Genomic DNA, 13,777 nt, shown 5'->3' with positions numbered 1-13,777 from the left:
ACGTGTGAGATTGAAACAAGCATGAGTGATCAGGTTCGTATCGTCGAGGTCGGTCCGCGCGACGGTCTGCAGAATGAAAAGACGCCGGTGTCGGTCGAAGACCGCATCGCCTTCGTGAAGGCTTTGGTCGGGGCTGGCCTGCATACGGTCGAGGTCGGCTCGTTCGTGTCGCCCAAGGCGATCCCCAAAATGATGGGTTCGGATCAGGTATTTCTCGGCGTGCGCGATTTGCCCGGTGAATTCCATGTGCTGGTGCCGAACGAGAAGGGCTATGAGGGCGCGAAGGCGGTCGGCGCGAAAGTCATCGCGGTGTTCGCCTCGGCCTCGGAAGGCTTTTCGCGTGCCAACATCAATTGCTCGGTCGCCGAATCCATCGAGCGCTTCAAGCCGGTGATCGAGCGCGCCAAGGCCGACGGCATCCGCGTGCGGGGTTACGTGTCCTGCGTTCTCGGTTGTCCCTATGATGGCGACGTCGCGCCGCAGGCGGTCGTCGATGTCTCGAAGACGCTGTTTGATCTCGGCTGCTACGAAGTCTCACTCGGCGACACGATCGGTGTCGGGACGCCGTCGAAGGCGCGGCAGATGCTGCGCGCCGTTGCTGGCTCGGTTCCCATGCCAAAGCTCGCTATGCACTTCCACGACACTTATGGTCAGGCGCTGGCCAATCTCTATGCCGGGATGGAAGAAGGCTGTCGCGTTGTCGACAGCGCTGCCGGCGGTCTCGGCGGCTGCCCCTATGCGCCCGGTGCGACCGGCAATGTCGGCACCGAAGATGTGGTCTACATGCTGGAAGGCATGGGGATTGCGACGGCCGTCGATATGAACAAGCTGCTCGCTGCGACCAACACCATCAGTGCTCTGATCGGCCGCCCGCCGGTCAGCCGTGTCGCTTCGGCACTCAACGCGAAGACGCGCTGAGAGCCAGTTGGCGGACGACAGGATAGGTCAGGCCGGGACGTCCAGCGCGAGCTTGAGGAGGTTCGCGGTGAGCGGCGTCTTGGCGACATAGTCCTTCCACGCCGTATCGCGCGCGATATCGCGCCACTTGCCGACGGTCGCAGCGTCGAGCGCGCTGACCTGGGCGCCGGCCTTCTCATAGACCCTGGACACTTCGACATCGTCTTGCTGCGCGCCCGCCTTGCCGAAGGCTTCCATCTCGGCGCCGACCGAGACCAGAATATCCTGGTGTGCTTTCGGCAATTTGTCGAACACAGCCTTGGACATCATCAGCGGCTCAAGCATGAACCAGTAGGACGCACCCGCGCCGGAGGTCAGATGCTTGGCGACTTCGCTCAGCTTGAATGAGATGAGGCTGGTCGATGAGGTGATGCCGGCATCGCAGGCGCCGCTCTTCATCGCCGCGTAAATTTCGTTGGACGGCATTGAGAGCACGCGTGCGCCGGCAGTCTGCAACATCATGTTCATCTCGCGCGAACCGCCGCGTACCGTGAGACCCTTGGCGTCCTCAGGAACAACCAGCGGGCGCGAGCGGCTAGCCACACCGCCGGCCTGCCAGACCCAGGTCAGCAGCACGATGCCCTTGTCGGCGAGAATGTCGCTCAGTGCCTTGCCGATCGGCAGGTTCTTCCAGCGCAAGCCCTGATCGTAGGTCGAGACCAGACCGGGCATCAGGCCGATATTCGCTTCCGGCAATTCATTGCCGGCATAAGGCAAGGGATAAAGGCTGAGATCGAGAGTCCCTTTGCGCATGGCGGAAAATTGCGCATCTGCCTTGATCAGCGACGAATCCGGATAAACCTCGGCAACGAGGTCGCCGCCACTCTGCTTGGCAATGGCGGCGGCGAAAGTCCGGACCAGACGGTCGCGGAAGTCGCCGTTATCGATGGTGCCGCCGGGAAACTGGTGCGAGATCTTCAGTGTAGTCGCTGCCTGCGCCGTACCGATACCGCAACGAAGGATCGCAGGCACGGCGAGGGCCGATCCAAGGATGTGGCGGCGAGTCAGCATGCGTAACTCCTGAAAGTGTTCGTCTGGTGCCGGGCGGGACAAAATGCGCCCGCGTCCTGTTGCTCCGTCACCGCGCGTCCCTTCGTTTATACAATCCGAACCGGCGGGCAAGTGATGTTGCGTCGCACGCAATGGCTATCGGATGCATCATCAAGACTTTTTTGATGCGACGTAACAAACCGCGACCTCCGTACGTCTGGTTCATAGCGACAGACGTCGCGCTTCAGAAATGGATCCGAGGAAAAACATCATGACCATCTCCACCAAGTTTGCGCTCGGCGTGTCCGCCGCGCTCGTCTCGCTCAGCCTTGCGCTGGCACCTGCCGCGTTCGCTCAGGACAAGATGAGCAAGGATGACGGCATGAAAAAGGACACTATGTCGAAGGGCGACGGTATGAAGAAGGATGCCATGTCTCACGACGGTATGAAGAAGGACGATGGCGTGAAGAAAGACGGCATGATGAAGAAGGAAGACGGAATGATGAAGAAGTAACGTCTTCACCCGCATCGCTGTGACGGGCCCGTCCGTGCGGCGGGCTTGTCATGTTGCGCTGCTCGTTGCTGGATCTGAAAACTCGGCATAGCCTCCGCGCACAAGAAAATGCCTGGGAGGCCATGATGAAAAAAGAACGACGCCTCGTCGTTGCGGCGACTTGTCTGATCGCGGCAACGCTCTTTCCAAGCGCGACGACATGGAGCGCCACTGACGAGATGGGCTTTGTGCGCATCAATCAGGGCGAGGAAGTCTGGAAGAATCCGTTCGGTGTCGGCGTTGAAGTTGCGACGCTCTATGGCGATCCCTCGAAGCAGGGCATCTATGTGCTGCGGATCAAATGGCCGCCCGGCATCATGAGCAAGCCGCACAAGCATCCCGAAGATCGTCACGTCGTGGTGCTGTCGGGCACCTGGTACACCGGCACGGGCGAAGCCTTCGTGCCCGAAAAGTCGATCCCGATGAAGACCGGCGGCTACATGGTGCATCCCGCCGGTGCGGTGCATTGGGACGGCACACGGGAAGAGGGCGCGGTGATCCAGATCACCGGTTACGGCCCGAGCGGCAACAAATTCGTCAAACCCGACGAGCCGCAATTCGGCAAAACGAACTGACCTCGGACAATCAATTCAGGCAGCGTGCCATCGGATGATGGCACGCTGATCTCGTGCTTATTTACGCTTCTTGCGGGCGGCGTAGCGGGCGTCGCGGGCAGCTTTCTGCTGGGCTTCCAGCGCGGCCTGGGCAAGCGCGGCTTCTTCCTTCTCGCGCGCAGCCTGGACTAGAGCAGCGGCGGCTTCCTCGGCTTCGCGGGCCTTCTGGACGGCCTTCTCAGCGTCGCGGATGGCCTTGGCTTCCGCGCGTGCGACGGCAGCGGCTTCGCGCTCGGCGGCGCGCGCCTTCACGGCAGGATCATCGGGCCCCGGTGCTGCCTTGAATTTGTTCAGAATGTTCTTCTTGGCTTCGATCGCAGCCTTCTGGCGATCCGCGAAGCTGGGTTCCTTAAATGACATGAACGAGGCCTTGTCGCTTTCTTTGGTTTGGGGTGGGTCATTGTCGGGTGCGGCAGCCGGGCAAACACCCAGGCAATGGCCGAAACTCCGCTGCGGTTTACAGCCGACAGCGCGGCAACGCATCAACTATCTGCGATTTACGGCAATCTTACGCATGATTTGCCGGCAAGGAGGCCTGCGCGAGGCTGGGGCGGAGCTTGTGCCGGGGTGATCCGCGTATATCCGCAAATCCCGGGAATCGGGCATGTTTTGGTCATCCGGCGATTTGGAGCGCGCGGAGCAGGCCGCCTGTGCGGCGCGAGGACCGATATGGATGCCCAGAAGACAGCCGTCGATGCCGTGGTCATTCAGACCGGCTGTGATCGCGACATGGTGACCCACTTCATTCGCGGCCTGTATCTGGCGGGCGTTCGCGACCCCAAGCGACTGACTTTCAAAGGGCTGCAATTCGCAGCAGAAGCAGGCGCTTAGCAACATTTGTAGCCAAAATGGCCATGTTGCGGCTTTCCAGCGGCCGTGGTGCTGCCTTGAACCTGCGGTGCCCTCCGGCTGACTGATCAGGAACTTTCCGCGAAATGCGGAGTTCCTGTCGCCATCGGGAGTTATCCATGCAAGCAGCCATCGATCGCGTCATCCGCTCGTTCAGCTTCAAACATCCGGCCTCGCTCGCAGAGCCGATGTCGGACAGTCGCTCAATCCAGGCAAGCGATGAGGCGACAGAGTTGGCGACCCGGCTGCTTGAAAATTACAAGGGTCAGCTGGCCCGACGCAGCTCCAAGCCTGACTGAGGACTGATTCAAGCATCCTCATTGACCGATCTTCATGGATCGCGGCTTCGGGATTCGGCATTGCCAGGACTTGCGTTGCGGTGCGATGACGGGGCATGACTGCGCCGCTCGCAGACCCAACCATCCAGGAGACATGATGCGAAACTCCCAGCGTGCCGTCAGAGCCACGGCCGTCGCGCTCAGTGCGGCCATGATCGTGGCCGTGTCCAACGTCTCCCTTTCTTCCGCCATGGCGCAAGCGCCTCAAAAACAAGCGCCGCAGAAAATGGCGCCAGCCGCAGGAAAAACCATGACCACAGCTTCAGGCCTCCAGATCGAAGACACCACCGTTGGCACCGGCGCGACGCCGGCCAAGGGCCAGACCTGCGTGATGCATTACACCGGCTGGCTCTATGAGAACGGCGTCAAGGGCAAGAAATTCGACTCGTCGGTCGATCGCAACGAGCCGTTCGAATTCCCGATCGGTATGTCGCGGGTCATCAAGGGCTGGGACGAAGGCGTCGCGACCATGAAGGTCGGCGGCAAGCGCACGCTGATCATTCCGCCGGATCTCGGCTATGGCGCGCGTGGTGCCGGCGGCGTGATCCCGCCAAATGCGACGTTGATCTTCGACGTCGAACTGCTCGGCGTCAAATAAGCCCGATCAAACGAACCTATGCCTGCGCGATCCTGCGCAGTAACGTCCGTGACGCTTCCTCGCCGGCATAGATGTCGGCGAGGGGCGCTGCCTTCGCGATGAAGGGGGCCTTGTCCGGCGTGACAAATGTCACGCCCATCGCTTCGACCTGCAGGCGCGTTTGCGCCTCGAATGCGGTCCACAGCTTGTTCATGTGATGATACGACAGGGCGGCGGCTTCGCGGATGATCTCCCGCTGTTTCGGCGTCATGCTATTGAGCCGGCCGGCGCCTACCAGCAGTACATCCGGGATCATGGTGTGTTCGTCGAACGAGTAGTGCGTTGCGACTTCAGCATGTTTCCCGACGATCAACGCCACCACGCTGTTCTCTGCACCATCGACCAATCCCGACTTCAGCGCGACATAGACATTGCTCCATGACAGCTCGATGCCTTCGGCACCGAACAGCTGCATCAGCTTGACCATCGTCTCGGACGGCTGGATGCGGATCTTCATGCCCTTGAGATCGTCGGGATGCAGGATCGGTTTTCGGCCATAGAAGCTGCGCGCGCCGGCATCGTAGAAGGTCAGGCCGGTGAGACCCGCCGATGTGGTCGAGGCCAGAATGTCGTTGCCAACCTCGTTGCTCGTTACTTTCAGCCAGTGCGCGCGATCGCGGAACGTGAAAGGCAGGTTGAGAACCTTGTAGGCCGGATGGAAGCGTTCGAGCACGCTGGCGCTGACTTTCAGAAAATCCAGCTTGCCGGCCTGTACCTGCGACAGCAGGTCGACTTCCTGACCGAGCTGCCCGTCCGCAAACAGCGCGATGTCGAGTTCGCCCTGCGAACGCTCGCGCGCCAGATCGGCAAAGTGCTGCATGGCCGGGTGGACGGGATGGGTGGTCGGCAGGCTATGGGCGAGGCGCATCTTCAGCGGTTCGGCGCGCAGGACTGCAGGGCAGGCGATCGCCATTCCCGCAGTCAGCAAAAGTCGGCGCCGAGAAAGCATTGTCTGCCCCGTGTCCTGGCTGGAATCTGATGCAAGCGTCGGCGCGTCCCCTGCGCCGGACACCATGTTACGTCGGAACCGGAGAAGTTTAAAGTCTGCCGCCAGCTACTTTGGGGCGATTGGCCTGGAGCAGGGCGACATAGCGGTTCTTGGCATCGGGCGCGACCGCTCCGCGGCTGGCGAGATGATGCACGCAATTCAGCGCCAGATCGAACGAAGCGTAGCAATGATGCGCGATCAGTGCGAGGTGCTTGAGCTGCTCGCTCTCCATCGCCTCAGCCTGGATGAAATCCCGGACATAGACGATATCGGCCTCGACGAGTTGATTGATGGCAGCAGCAGGGTTGGGGCCCATCATCGGCGCGATCATCTTCTTGTTGATGGCCGCGAACATGTGCGGAATGAAGCCGAGGCTGCGCAGTTCGAGATCGATGTCGCCGAACACCGGCTGCTTCTCATAGAGCGGCACGAAGGAGACTTCGGTCTGAATGGCGACGGCCTTTGCCAGTTTGCTGCGACCGTTCCTGAACACCGACAGTTCGCCACCCTGAATGTCGATCTTCAAGAGATCGATGTGCTCGATCTCGGCGATATCGTCGAGCCGCCGTGTATCGAGCGGGAGCCTGTCGACGACCCGTCCGAGCTCGGTAAAATTCGGAAAGTGCGTGAGTGTTTTCGGCTCAGGCTGCAGCAGGCTGGCAAAGCCGATGCCGCGGCAGATGTTCAGCGTATGGCTGCCGCCATCGCCGACGGCATAAGGAAGATAGGTCTCAAACGCGCCCTTGCCTAACTGCAGTTGCGCCAATGCCTGCGGATGCGGATCGAAACCGGTAACGCGGCAAAGTCCGCTTTGCAGCATCGGCTTATAGGGCGGATCGCCATCGATGGGATTGGCGCCAATATCGACGACATCGGTCATCCGTGCTGGTTGGAGCAGCGCGGATAAACCATCATCGTTGCGTCGAATCGCGCCGTGCATGCGTACCTTTCCTGCGAATGGTGCGACAATGCGTGCTTCAGCGAGCCTGATCTGTGTGTCAGAACGTCGCGCGACAATTCGGACGGTCTGGGCGCTTGCGCCGAAAATGGGGGATGGAATGAAGCACGAACAGAGAGACGACACCGCGCGCCGCCGCCCCATCCATCATTCGCCGCTGTTCTGGATCGGCGTGGTTCTGTGCCTGGCCGCCATCGTCATCTATGTGATGTCTTACGACCTGTCGGCCGGTCGCTAAATAACGACGCTCACACTTTCTTTGGCTTCTTCTTTGTCGAGGTGTTCAGCGCCACCGCAGCGCGGATGAGCGCCTTCAGCGCCTTTTCATCCAGCTTGTCGCCCTCGTGAATATCGATAGCCCGCCGGGTGTTGCCGTCGAGGCTGGAGTTGAACAGGCCTGACGGGTCATCGAGCGATGCGCCCTTCGCGAAGGTCATCTTCACGACCGCCTTATAGGTCTCGCCGGTGCAGATGATGCCCGCGTATTCCCAGACCGGAACGCCGCGCCACTTCCATTCCTCGACCACGTCCGGGACAGCCTGCTTGATGACCTTTCGGACGCGAGCGAGCATCTCGCCGCGCCAGTCACCCAGCTCCTTGATCTTCGTGTCGATCTGCGCGGAGGGAGAACCTGCCTCGTTGATCTCCGTCGATGTGCTGGACGTCTTTTTTGCCATGCGCTCCCCCTCAGACGTCCGGCGCCATATAGCCGTGTTGGTGGTGCTTATCTACGTGTCGTGAAAATAACCCCGGCCTGTTTCCGGCGTCCAGCCTTCCACCACAGGCGGACGAGAAATCGCTGCGTATTGCGTATTCCGGATCGCGAACCAATTCCGGTGTCACTAAATTGCGTATAGCCTTGAGTCACCGGCGCTTTGCGTGATTCGTAGCGTTTTTCTTATCCAGTTCAGTCGCGTTCGAGAGCATTCCGCCCGTCACGGCGTGTTTGCTGTCGTCAACTATGTCGCGACCATTTCTGCTGAATGGAAAGGCAGATTTTTAAGATGTGCTGCGTTAGTCGTGACAGTAGCAGTCGCCAAGATGACTCGGAGGAGTCCGGATATGACGTATCGCCACGCTGTCGCTCTCGCAGCTGTCCTGTTGGGGGGCGTCGGCGCCGCCCATGCCCAGACGCTGCCATCCTATATGGCGCCGATTTCCGGGCTCACCGCGACAACGCCTGCCGAGACCGCCACCAAGGACATGCTCGCGCTCAACACCGGCATGTTCGAGCTCTACGGCGACGCAGCCAAAGTCTTCCGCACCAATATTCTTGCCAAGCATCCCGTGATCCTCGGCCTGTTCTCCGGCGCCGGCGGCAAATTCACGCTGTATCAGCCCGGCAAACCGCCGCTCGACGCGCCCTCGGTGCCGATGGTCTATCAGCTGCTCAAGTCGGTCGGGCACAGCACCATGGCGCTGGCCGAGGTGGTCGGCCCCTATGTGAACAATCCCGACAACAAATCCTGGCTCGGCTCGATGAAGGCCTATCGCAGCCGCATGCAGTCGGCGCTGGATGGCCTCGATCTCACGCCGATGCAGGCCGACTGGCGCGACAACAACCGCACCATTCTGCAGAACAATCTGGCTTTCATGGACGAGTGCATCGCCAAGGGCGTCATCCCCTTCGATGTGCTGGAGACATTTGGCAAGAAGCAGGCGCCGTTCCTTGCGAAGAACGTGACTTGGGCCGCGCAGACCCAGGTCAATCACTGGATGACCGTGCTGGGCGACTGGAAGAAGATGCTGGGTCCCGATTGGGACAAGGCCTATGCCGCGAGCAACACGATTTATGTGGCACGGCAGAACAACGTGCTGTTCAGCGTGCTGGCGCAGTTCTTCCCGCCGGAGGCCATCAACGATCGTCTGCTGCTGATCGAGACCGTGTCGTTCACCACCACGCAAGCCGACATGCTGGAGTCGCTGACCCGCATCATCGCCGATCGCTCGGTGGGCTCGCTGTTCTTCGGCAACTATCACCTGATGGATTATGAATTGATGGGGGGCGACGCCCGCGCTGCCATCATCGCCGAGAGCGCCAAGCGCGGCATGACGCCGTTCCTGCCGCCCGTGGTGCCGTTCGGCTCGAACCAGTGGCCGACGCTGATCACGACCGGGCCGGGGCCGGCCACCATCGCCGATCTCAAGTAATCGGCGCAGCGGCGGACGGCTGTCGATCAGGGGTGGAAGCATGCGGACTTCGCGTCGCGAGTTCATGAAATGGGTATCGGCGGGCGGTATTTCGCTCAGCCTGTCGCATCTGGCTGCGGCGGAGCCGGTGGCGTTCCCGGCACGCGAGACACTGCCGGGGCGGGGCAAGCTCAATCCCGCTATCGGCGGTGCCGGTCGTGTCGATGGCGTCGCCAAGGTCACCGGCTCGAAACTCTATGCCTCGGATTTCCGGGCGAATGACCTGCCGGGCTGGCCGGCCAAGACCTCGCACGCGATTTTGGTGCGCGCGCCCGATGCCACTCATGTTTATCTTGGCATGGACCTCGCGCGGTTGAGCGGGGCGCTGAAGCCTACGGTAATCGTCACCGCGGCGGATCTCGCCAGGATCAACATCCGCGTTCCCGCCTATTATGAAGGCGATCTGTTCTGTCCCGTCGGCAAGACGCCGCTCTATATGGGCCAGCCTGTTGCGCTGCTGATCTTTGAGCAGTTCGACACCTATGACCGCGCGCGGATGGCCTTGCGCGATGGTACCTTCGTGCAGTTTGGCGAGGAGACCGGCCCGATCGTAATGCCGAATTATGCGGCGTATCGTTTCACCCGCGTTGCCGGCGCCACGCCCGATGCGCCCGATGTCTACTCGCCGGTCCTTGCCGGCTGGGTCACACCCGGCCGTACCCAGGCGTCCGCGCTGCCGGTATGGTCCTCGACCGCGCACAAGAACGAGGCCGGTTACGAGAAGGCTGCGGTCTATGGCGACCAGATCCGTGCCGAGATCGCCGCCAGCGAGTCTTCGGCTCTGGTGCTGGACCGCACCTTCGATACGCAGTCTGTCGATCCGATGTTTATGGAGCCGGAATGCGGACTCGGCTGGTACAGCGCAAAAGACAAGGCGCTCGAACTGGTGCTGGGCGTGCAGTCGCCGTATGAAGCGGCCGAATCAATCGCGTTTCTGCTTGGCGAAACCAAGGCGCCGTTCAAGCCGAGTGCGATCAACGCGCAATTCGCTTATGTGGGGGGCGGTTTCGGCGGTCGCGACCATACGCCATTCATTTTCTATGTGACGCTGGCAGCGATATTCTTCCCGGACCGTCCGGTTCGGCTGGCGCACGATCGGTATCAGCAATTTCAGGCTGGCATCAAACGCCACGCCATCAAGATGCGCTCGCGCATGTCTGTCGATCGCGCCTCTGGCAAGATCACGGCCTTCGCCGCCGATCACGTGCTCGATGGCGGTGGTCTCGCCAATTTCTCGGCCAATGTCGCCACCTGCGCCGCAACGGCCGCGATTGGTATCTATGACGTGCCGAAGGTCGATGTGACGACTGTGGCAGAGCATACCCGCGGCGTGACCGCGGGCTCGATGCGCGGCTACGGTTCGCTGCAGACCATGACCGCGCTGGAAGTTCTGATCGACGAGGCGGCGCTTGCGCTGAAGCTCGATCCCATCGATTTCCGGCGACGCAATGCCCTGAAGCAGGATGGCCGCACCATGACCGGCAATCCCTATATCGTCTCGGTGCGGAGCTTAGATGTTCTCGACAAGCTCGAGCAGCACCCGATCTGGAAGCAACGAGCTGCAGAGAAGGCGCGCGCGACCAGTGGCATACTGGTCGGCACCGGCGTCGCCTGTGTGACCAAGGACTACGGCACCGGCGGCGATAGTTCTAACGGTCGCGTTGAACTCAGCCCCGACGGCAGGATCGCGATTTTCTGCGACCATGTCGAGATGGGCAACGGCATCGGCACGGCGCTGGCCAATCGCGTGGCATTGCATCTCGGCAGCATCGCTGACGAGGTGGCTGTGTCGCAGGTCGGCGTGTTCGACGCGATGGAGCTGGTGACCTCCGGCGATTGCTACACCATGGATCAGAAGACTCAGGACAAGGCCGAGAAGGATCCGCGCTGGGTGCCGTCGATCAGTTCGGCCACCTCAGCCTCGATCGGCGCCCATGTCGGAACGCATGCGGCGGCGGAAGCTGCGCGGGTGATCTTCCGCTTCGGTCTGTGGCCGGCGGCGCTGGCGCTATGGAATATCGGCCCGCGCGATCCACGCGCCAGGGACTTTGCCAAAGCGCAGTGGAAGGACGGACAGCTCACAATGGCGGGCCTGCCGTCGCTGCCGTTGGACAAACTCGCCGCCGCGGCCCATGCACGCAATCTGGTCACCGGCGCCGTGGCGCACGGGTTCTCGCGCTGGTCGTGGGCACGCGCACGTTTCCCCATTAACGGCGAGCAGTATCGCGCCGAGATCGACGGGCTCGCGCTACGTCGTGGCGCCGGCAAATTCACGCGCATCAACCGTGCCAGCGTGTTGTTCCCGCCAACCGATAACAACCGGATGGGCACGGCCTATACAGCGGCATGCGGTGCAACAGTCCGGGTCGAGATCGAGAAAGCGACCGGCGTGCTGCGCATCGCCAAAGCCTATACCGCATTCGAATGCGGGCAGGCGCTGGTGCCGGAGGTCGTGATTGGCCAGGCACAAGGCGGCTTCGCCATGGGCGTCGGTTACGCACTTTTGGAAACGCTGCCGCCGTTTGAGGGCGGACCCGGCAACGGGCAATGGAATCTCGGTCAATATCTGGTGGCGCGAGGATCAGACCTGTCGCTGCGCGACGTCGAGATTGAGCTGATGCCGCCGCTGACACCGGACGAATTGCCGAAGGGCATGGCCGAGGTGGTGATGATCCCCATCGTGCCGGCATTGCTCAACGCCATCCATGACGCCATCGGCCACCGCTTCGCGGCGCTGCCGGTGACACAGGCCATGCTCAAGGGAGCGCTCGCGTGACGACACTGGGCATCACCATCAACGGACAGGTCCATGCGCCCACCGAGGTGCGCGACGATCTCTCCATGAACGACTTCCTGCGCGAATATCTGGGCATGACCGGCACCAAATTCGGCTGCGGCGCCGCGCAGTGCCTGAGCTGTGTCGTGATCGTCGACGAGCCCGACGGCACCTGCCACACCAATCCGACCTGCGTGACCTCGGCGGCGAGCTTCCACGGCAAGACCATCCGCACGGTCGAGGGCCACGCCAAGAACGGCGAGCTGTCGCCGTTGCAGAAGGCTTTCATCAGGCATTTCGCGTTCCAGTGCGGTTACTGTACCGCCGGTTTTCTCAATGAAGGGCAGGTGCTGCTCGAGCAGATGGCCAGGACGCCTGTGCCGCGCGCGGGCCTTGAAGAGAGGATCGCCGAGGCGCTTGACGGGCATCTGTGTCGCTGCACCGGCTACTTCAAGTATCATGAGGCCGTGCTCGATGTGATCCTCAGCGACGCGAAGCGCTATCTCATTCAGGAGCCGCGCGGATGAGAGCCGAGACACGCGTCAAGACTCTGGTTGTCGTCGCGACGCTCGGGATGAGCATGCTCACGGCCTATGCGGCCGGGCAGGGCGCATCGAAAGGGCTGGCGAGCCCGGAGAGTTTCAATGGCATCGCCGATACCAGTGCGCGCTCCGCAGCGATCTTTACCGAACTCGGCAAGGTGTTGACGCATCCGCGCTGCGTGAACTGCCATCCCGCCGGCGACATGCCGCGGCAGGGCGATGTGCGCCGTTTGCATCAGCCGCCGGTGACGCGTGGGTCCGATGGCCACGGCACCGCGGCGATGCGCTGCAACTCCTGTCACAAGGACGCCAATTTCGAACCCGGCCGCATCCCCGGTCATCACGAATGGCACCTGGCGCCGCGCGAGATGGCATGGGAAGGCAAGACCGTCGCAGAGATCTGCGCGCAGATCAAAGATCCCGCACGCAATGGCGGCCGCAAGGTCGAGGATCTCATCGACCACATTGGCAAGGATACGCTGGTCGGCTGGGCCTGGGCGCCTGGTTACGGACGTGCACCTGCTCCGGGCACACAGGCGGAGGCGGGCGCACTCGTGGAAGCCTGGGCGAAAACAGGCGCCGCCTGTCCGGGCTGACGCCGCGACGCCATTTCTGACCCAGTCCCGTTTGTCTCTGTAGACTGGCCCGGCGCCAACAGATTGTATGTTCGTTACGCGGGAACTCTCTGAACAGAAATCCATTATCCGGTCTGAAAAAACCGGAGGTGTGTCATGAAGCAAGTGCCCGACGCTGAAGAAAACCGCCGGCTGGGGAAAATCCAGTCTGACAAGGCTGGCAAGCTCCCCGAGGGCGATGCCAAGCAGGCTCACTTGAAGAAAGCTCGAGACTACGAAGCGGATGCTCGTTCGAGGGCTTGGCGGGACTCCAATCTCAAGTCTCCGAAGTAATGATCGGGAACGATTGTACGCTGACTAACTTAGGAGGAGTGCCATGTTGGCTCTCGAGGTTTCGGAATGCCGACAGTGCTGGTTGTTGAGGATGAAGCCCTCATTCGGGATTTGATCAGCGAAGAATTGGTCGAAGCAGGATTCGATGTTTTGCAGGTCGGCGACGCCAATCAGGCAATTGCCGTCCTAGAGGCCCGCCAGGATATCCACCTCGTATTCACGGATATCGATATGCCCGGCTCCATGGATGGCCTCAAGCTAGCTGCTGCTGTTCGTGACAGGTGGCCACCGATCCACATCATTATCACAACTGGGAAAGCGAGGCCCATGACGATTCCGGCCAACGCGCTTTTCATTCCGAAGCCCTACCTGACCACGGCGGTGATATCTGCGATGCGGACGTTCGAGAACATGCGCTAGGTGGTTGGCATCGGCAATTTCGATTCCGGTACCGCAGCGTCTGCTGCGCTGGTGGAA

The 13,777-nt window shown here is 61.4% G+C and carries 18 protein-coding genes; 13 read left to right on the top strand and 5 right to left on the bottom strand.

Annotated elements, in window-relative coordinates:
- Positions 1 to 21: 21 nt before the first annotated feature.
- Entirely contained in the window at positions 22 to 918 is an 897-nt protein-coding gene (locus tag AB7813_RS04280) for a hydroxymethylglutaryl-CoA lyase (RefSeq protein WP_093758519.1), read from the top strand.
- Between the two features lie 27 nt (positions 919 to 945).
- Here the strand turns inward: AB7813_RS04280 and dctP are convergent, their stop codons facing one another.
- Positions 946 to 1,968, bottom strand: a complete 1,023-nt coding sequence (gene dctP, locus AB7813_RS04275; RefSeq protein ID WP_093758520.1) for a TRAP transporter substrate-binding protein DctP — start codon at positions 1,966 to 1,968, stop codon at positions 946 to 948.
- A 250-nt stretch (positions 1,969 to 2,218) separates the two neighbouring features.
- Here dctP and AB7813_RS04270 point away from each other — a divergent pair, with 250 nt between their 5' ends.
- Positions 2,219 to 2,461: a pentapeptide MXKDX repeat protein gene (locus AB7813_RS04270; RefSeq protein ID WP_093759095.1), complete on the top strand. Its 243-nt coding sequence runs from the start codon at positions 2,219 to 2,221 to the stop codon at positions 2,459 to 2,461.
- A 125-nt stretch (positions 2,462 to 2,586) separates the two neighbouring features.
- The gene (locus tag AB7813_RS04265) at positions 2,587 to 3,075 is read left to right on the top strand and encodes a cupin domain-containing protein (RefSeq protein ID WP_139285835.1); all 489 of its coding nucleotides are present in this window, start codon (positions 2,587 to 2,589) and stop codon (positions 3,073 to 3,075) included.
- A gap of 57 nt (positions 3,076 to 3,132) precedes the next feature.
- Here AB7813_RS04265 and AB7813_RS04260 read toward each other — a convergent pair whose 3' ends face one another.
- On the bottom strand, positions 3,133 to 3,474 hold the full coding sequence (locus AB7813_RS04260) for a DUF6481 family protein (protein WP_093758522.1): 342 nt from the start codon (positions 3,472 to 3,474) through the stop codon (positions 3,133 to 3,135).
- Positions 3,475 to 3,783: 309 nt separating this feature from the next.
- Here AB7813_RS04260 and AB7813_RS04255 point away from each other — a divergent pair, with 309 nt between their 5' ends.
- The 3 genes from AB7813_RS04255 to AB7813_RS04245 all read left to right on the top strand — a co-directional run bounded on the left by AB7813_RS04255 (position 3,784) and on the right by AB7813_RS04245 (position 4,899).
- Positions 3,784 to 3,945, top strand: coding sequence for a hypothetical protein (locus tag AB7813_RS04255; RefSeq protein WP_441227904.1), 162 nt, complete (start codon positions 3,784 to 3,786; stop codon positions 3,943 to 3,945).
- 137 nt (positions 3,946 to 4,082) lie between these two features.
- Positions 4,083 to 4,262 (top strand): hypothetical protein, encoded by a 180-nt coding sequence (locus AB7813_RS04250; RefSeq protein WP_089264262.1) that lies wholly within the window; start codon positions 4,083 to 4,085, stop codon positions 4,260 to 4,262.
- A 136-nt stretch (positions 4,263 to 4,398) separates the two neighbouring features.
- Entirely contained in the window at positions 4,399 to 4,899 is a 501-nt protein-coding gene (locus AB7813_RS04245) for an FKBP-type peptidyl-prolyl cis-trans isomerase (RefSeq protein ID WP_439063919.1), read from the top strand.
- Positions 4,900 to 4,915: 16 nt separating this feature from the next.
- On the opposite strand, the gene AB7813_RS04240 is transcribed toward AB7813_RS04245, so the two are convergent.
- Together AB7813_RS04240 and AB7813_RS04235 are read right to left on the bottom strand one after the other, a co-directional pair.
- Positions 4,916 to 5,851 (bottom strand): TRAP transporter substrate-binding protein, encoded by a 936-nt coding sequence (locus AB7813_RS04240; protein ID WP_439063918.1) that lies wholly within the window; start codon positions 5,849 to 5,851, stop codon positions 4,916 to 4,918.
- 124 nt (positions 5,852 to 5,975) lie between these two features.
- Positions 5,976 to 6,806 (bottom strand): FkbM family methyltransferase, encoded by an 831-nt coding sequence (locus AB7813_RS04235; protein ID WP_439063917.1) that lies wholly within the window; start codon positions 6,804 to 6,806, stop codon positions 5,976 to 5,978.
- Positions 6,807 to 6,984: 178 nt separating this feature from the next.
- On the opposite strand from AB7813_RS04235, the gene AB7813_RS04230 reads away from it, so the two are divergent.
- Complete coding sequence (locus AB7813_RS04230; RefSeq protein ID WP_439063916.1) at positions 6,985 to 7,122, top strand: hypothetical protein; 138 nt, start codon at positions 6,985 to 6,987, stop codon at positions 7,120 to 7,122.
- A 10-nt stretch (positions 7,123 to 7,132) separates the two neighbouring features.
- On the opposite strand, the gene AB7813_RS04225 is transcribed toward AB7813_RS04230, so the two are convergent.
- On the bottom strand, positions 7,133 to 7,561 hold the full coding sequence (locus tag AB7813_RS04225; protein ID WP_120289627.1) for a DUF1801 domain-containing protein: 429 nt from the start codon (positions 7,559 to 7,561) through the stop codon (positions 7,133 to 7,135).
- Between the two features lie 385 nt (positions 7,562 to 7,946).
- Between AB7813_RS04225 and AB7813_RS04220 the strand changes: the two genes are divergently transcribed.
- From AB7813_RS04220 to AB7813_RS04195, 6 genes are all read left to right on the top strand, one after another.
- On the top strand, positions 7,947 to 9,035 hold the full coding sequence (locus AB7813_RS04220) for a hypothetical protein (protein WP_439063915.1): 1,089 nt from the start codon (positions 7,947 to 7,949) through the stop codon (positions 9,033 to 9,035).
- A 40-nt stretch (positions 9,036 to 9,075) separates the two neighbouring features.
- Entirely contained in the window at positions 9,076 to 11,850 is a 2,775-nt protein-coding gene (locus tag AB7813_RS04215) for a xanthine dehydrogenase family protein molybdopterin-binding subunit (protein ID WP_439063914.1), read from the top strand.
- Positions 11,847 to 12,377, top strand: a complete 531-nt coding sequence (locus AB7813_RS04210; RefSeq protein WP_184516750.1) for a (2Fe-2S)-binding protein — start codon at positions 11,847 to 11,849, stop codon at positions 12,375 to 12,377. Before AB7813_RS04215 ends, AB7813_RS04210 begins: the two co-directional genes overlap by 4 nt.
- Positions 12,374 to 12,988, top strand: coding sequence for an Isoquinoline 1-oxidoreductase subunit (locus AB7813_RS04205; RefSeq protein WP_439063913.1), 615 nt, complete (start codon positions 12,374 to 12,376; stop codon positions 12,986 to 12,988). Before AB7813_RS04210 ends, AB7813_RS04205 begins: the two co-directional genes overlap by 4 nt.
- Positions 12,989 to 13,123: 135 nt before the next feature.
- Positions 13,124 to 13,300, top strand: a complete 177-nt coding sequence (locus tag AB7813_RS04200) for a hypothetical protein (RefSeq protein ID WP_170849671.1) — start codon at positions 13,124 to 13,126, stop codon at positions 13,298 to 13,300.
- A gap of 66 nt (positions 13,301 to 13,366) precedes the next feature.
- Positions 13,367 to 13,720 carry a response regulator gene (locus AB7813_RS04195; RefSeq protein ID WP_175368981.1) on the top strand — a complete coding sequence of 118 codons (354 nt, stop codon included), beginning with the start codon at positions 13,367 to 13,369 and terminating at the stop codon, positions 13,718 to 13,720.
- Positions 13,721 to 13,777: the final 57 nt, after the last annotated feature.

Source organism: Tardiphaga sp. 20_F10_N6_6 (assembly GCF_052076045.1).
In the GTDB taxonomy this organism is placed as follows: domain Bacteria; phylum Pseudomonadota; class Alphaproteobacteria; order Rhizobiales; family Xanthobacteraceae; genus Tardiphaga; species Tardiphaga robiniae.
Note: the sequence above shows the minus strand (reverse complement) of the source record. Positions and strands in the feature narration are given on the sequence as shown.

Coding starts and splice junctions, on each gene's coding strand:
- AB7813_RS04235 (WP_439063917.1), bottom strand. CDS start 6,806: ATGACCGATGTCGTCGATATTGGCGCCAATCCCATCGATGGCGATCCG.
- AB7813_RS04225 (WP_120289627.1), bottom strand. CDS start 7,561: ATGGCAAAAAAGACGTCCAGCACATCGACGGAGATCAACGAGGCAGGT.
- AB7813_RS04280 (WP_093758519.1), top strand. CDS start 22: ATGAGTGATCAGGTTCGTATCGTCGAGGTCGGTCCGCGCGACGGTCTG.
- AB7813_RS04195 (WP_175368981.1), top strand. CDS start 13,367: ATGCCGACAGTGCTGGTTGTTGAGGATGAAGCCCTCATTCGGGATTTG.
- AB7813_RS04260 (WP_093758522.1), bottom strand. CDS start 3,474: ATGTCATTTAAGGAACCCAGCTTCGCGGATCGCCAGAAGGCTGCGATC.
- AB7813_RS04255 (WP_441227904.1), top strand. CDS start 3,784: ATGGATGCCCAGAAGACAGCCGTCGATGCCGTGGTCATTCAGACCGGC.
- AB7813_RS04245 (WP_439063919.1), top strand. CDS start 4,399: ATGCGAAACTCCCAGCGTGCCGTCAGAGCCACGGCCGTCGCGCTCAGT.
- AB7813_RS04250 (WP_089264262.1), top strand. CDS start 4,083: ATGCAAGCAGCCATCGATCGCGTCATCCGCTCGTTCAGCTTCAAACAT.
- AB7813_RS04230 (WP_439063916.1), top strand. CDS start 6,985: ATGAAGCACGAACAGAGAGACGACACCGCGCGCCGCCGCCCCATCCAT.
- AB7813_RS04200 (WP_170849671.1), top strand. CDS start 13,124: ATGAAGCAAGTGCCCGACGCTGAAGAAAACCGCCGGCTGGGGAAAATC.
- AB7813_RS04220 (WP_439063915.1), top strand. CDS start 7,947: ATGACGTATCGCCACGCTGTCGCTCTCGCAGCTGTCCTGTTGGGGGGC.
- AB7813_RS04205 (WP_439063913.1), top strand. CDS start 12,374: ATGAGAGCCGAGACACGCGTCAAGACTCTGGTTGTCGTCGCGACGCTC.
- AB7813_RS04240 (WP_439063918.1), bottom strand. CDS start 5,851: ATGGCGATCGCCTGCCCTGCAGTCCTGCGCGCCGAACCGCTGAAGATG.
- AB7813_RS04215 (WP_439063914.1), top strand. CDS start 9,076: ATGCGGACTTCGCGTCGCGAGTTCATGAAATGGGTATCGGCGGGCGGT.
- AB7813_RS04270 (WP_093759095.1), top strand. CDS start 2,219: ATGACCATCTCCACCAAGTTTGCGCTCGGCGTGTCCGCCGCGCTCGTC.
- AB7813_RS04265 (WP_139285835.1), top strand. CDS start 2,587: ATGAAAAAAGAACGACGCCTCGTCGTTGCGGCGACTTGTCTGATCGCG.
- dctP (WP_093758520.1), bottom strand. CDS start 1,968: ATGCTGACTCGCCGCCACATCCTTGGATCGGCCCTCGCCGTGCCTGCG.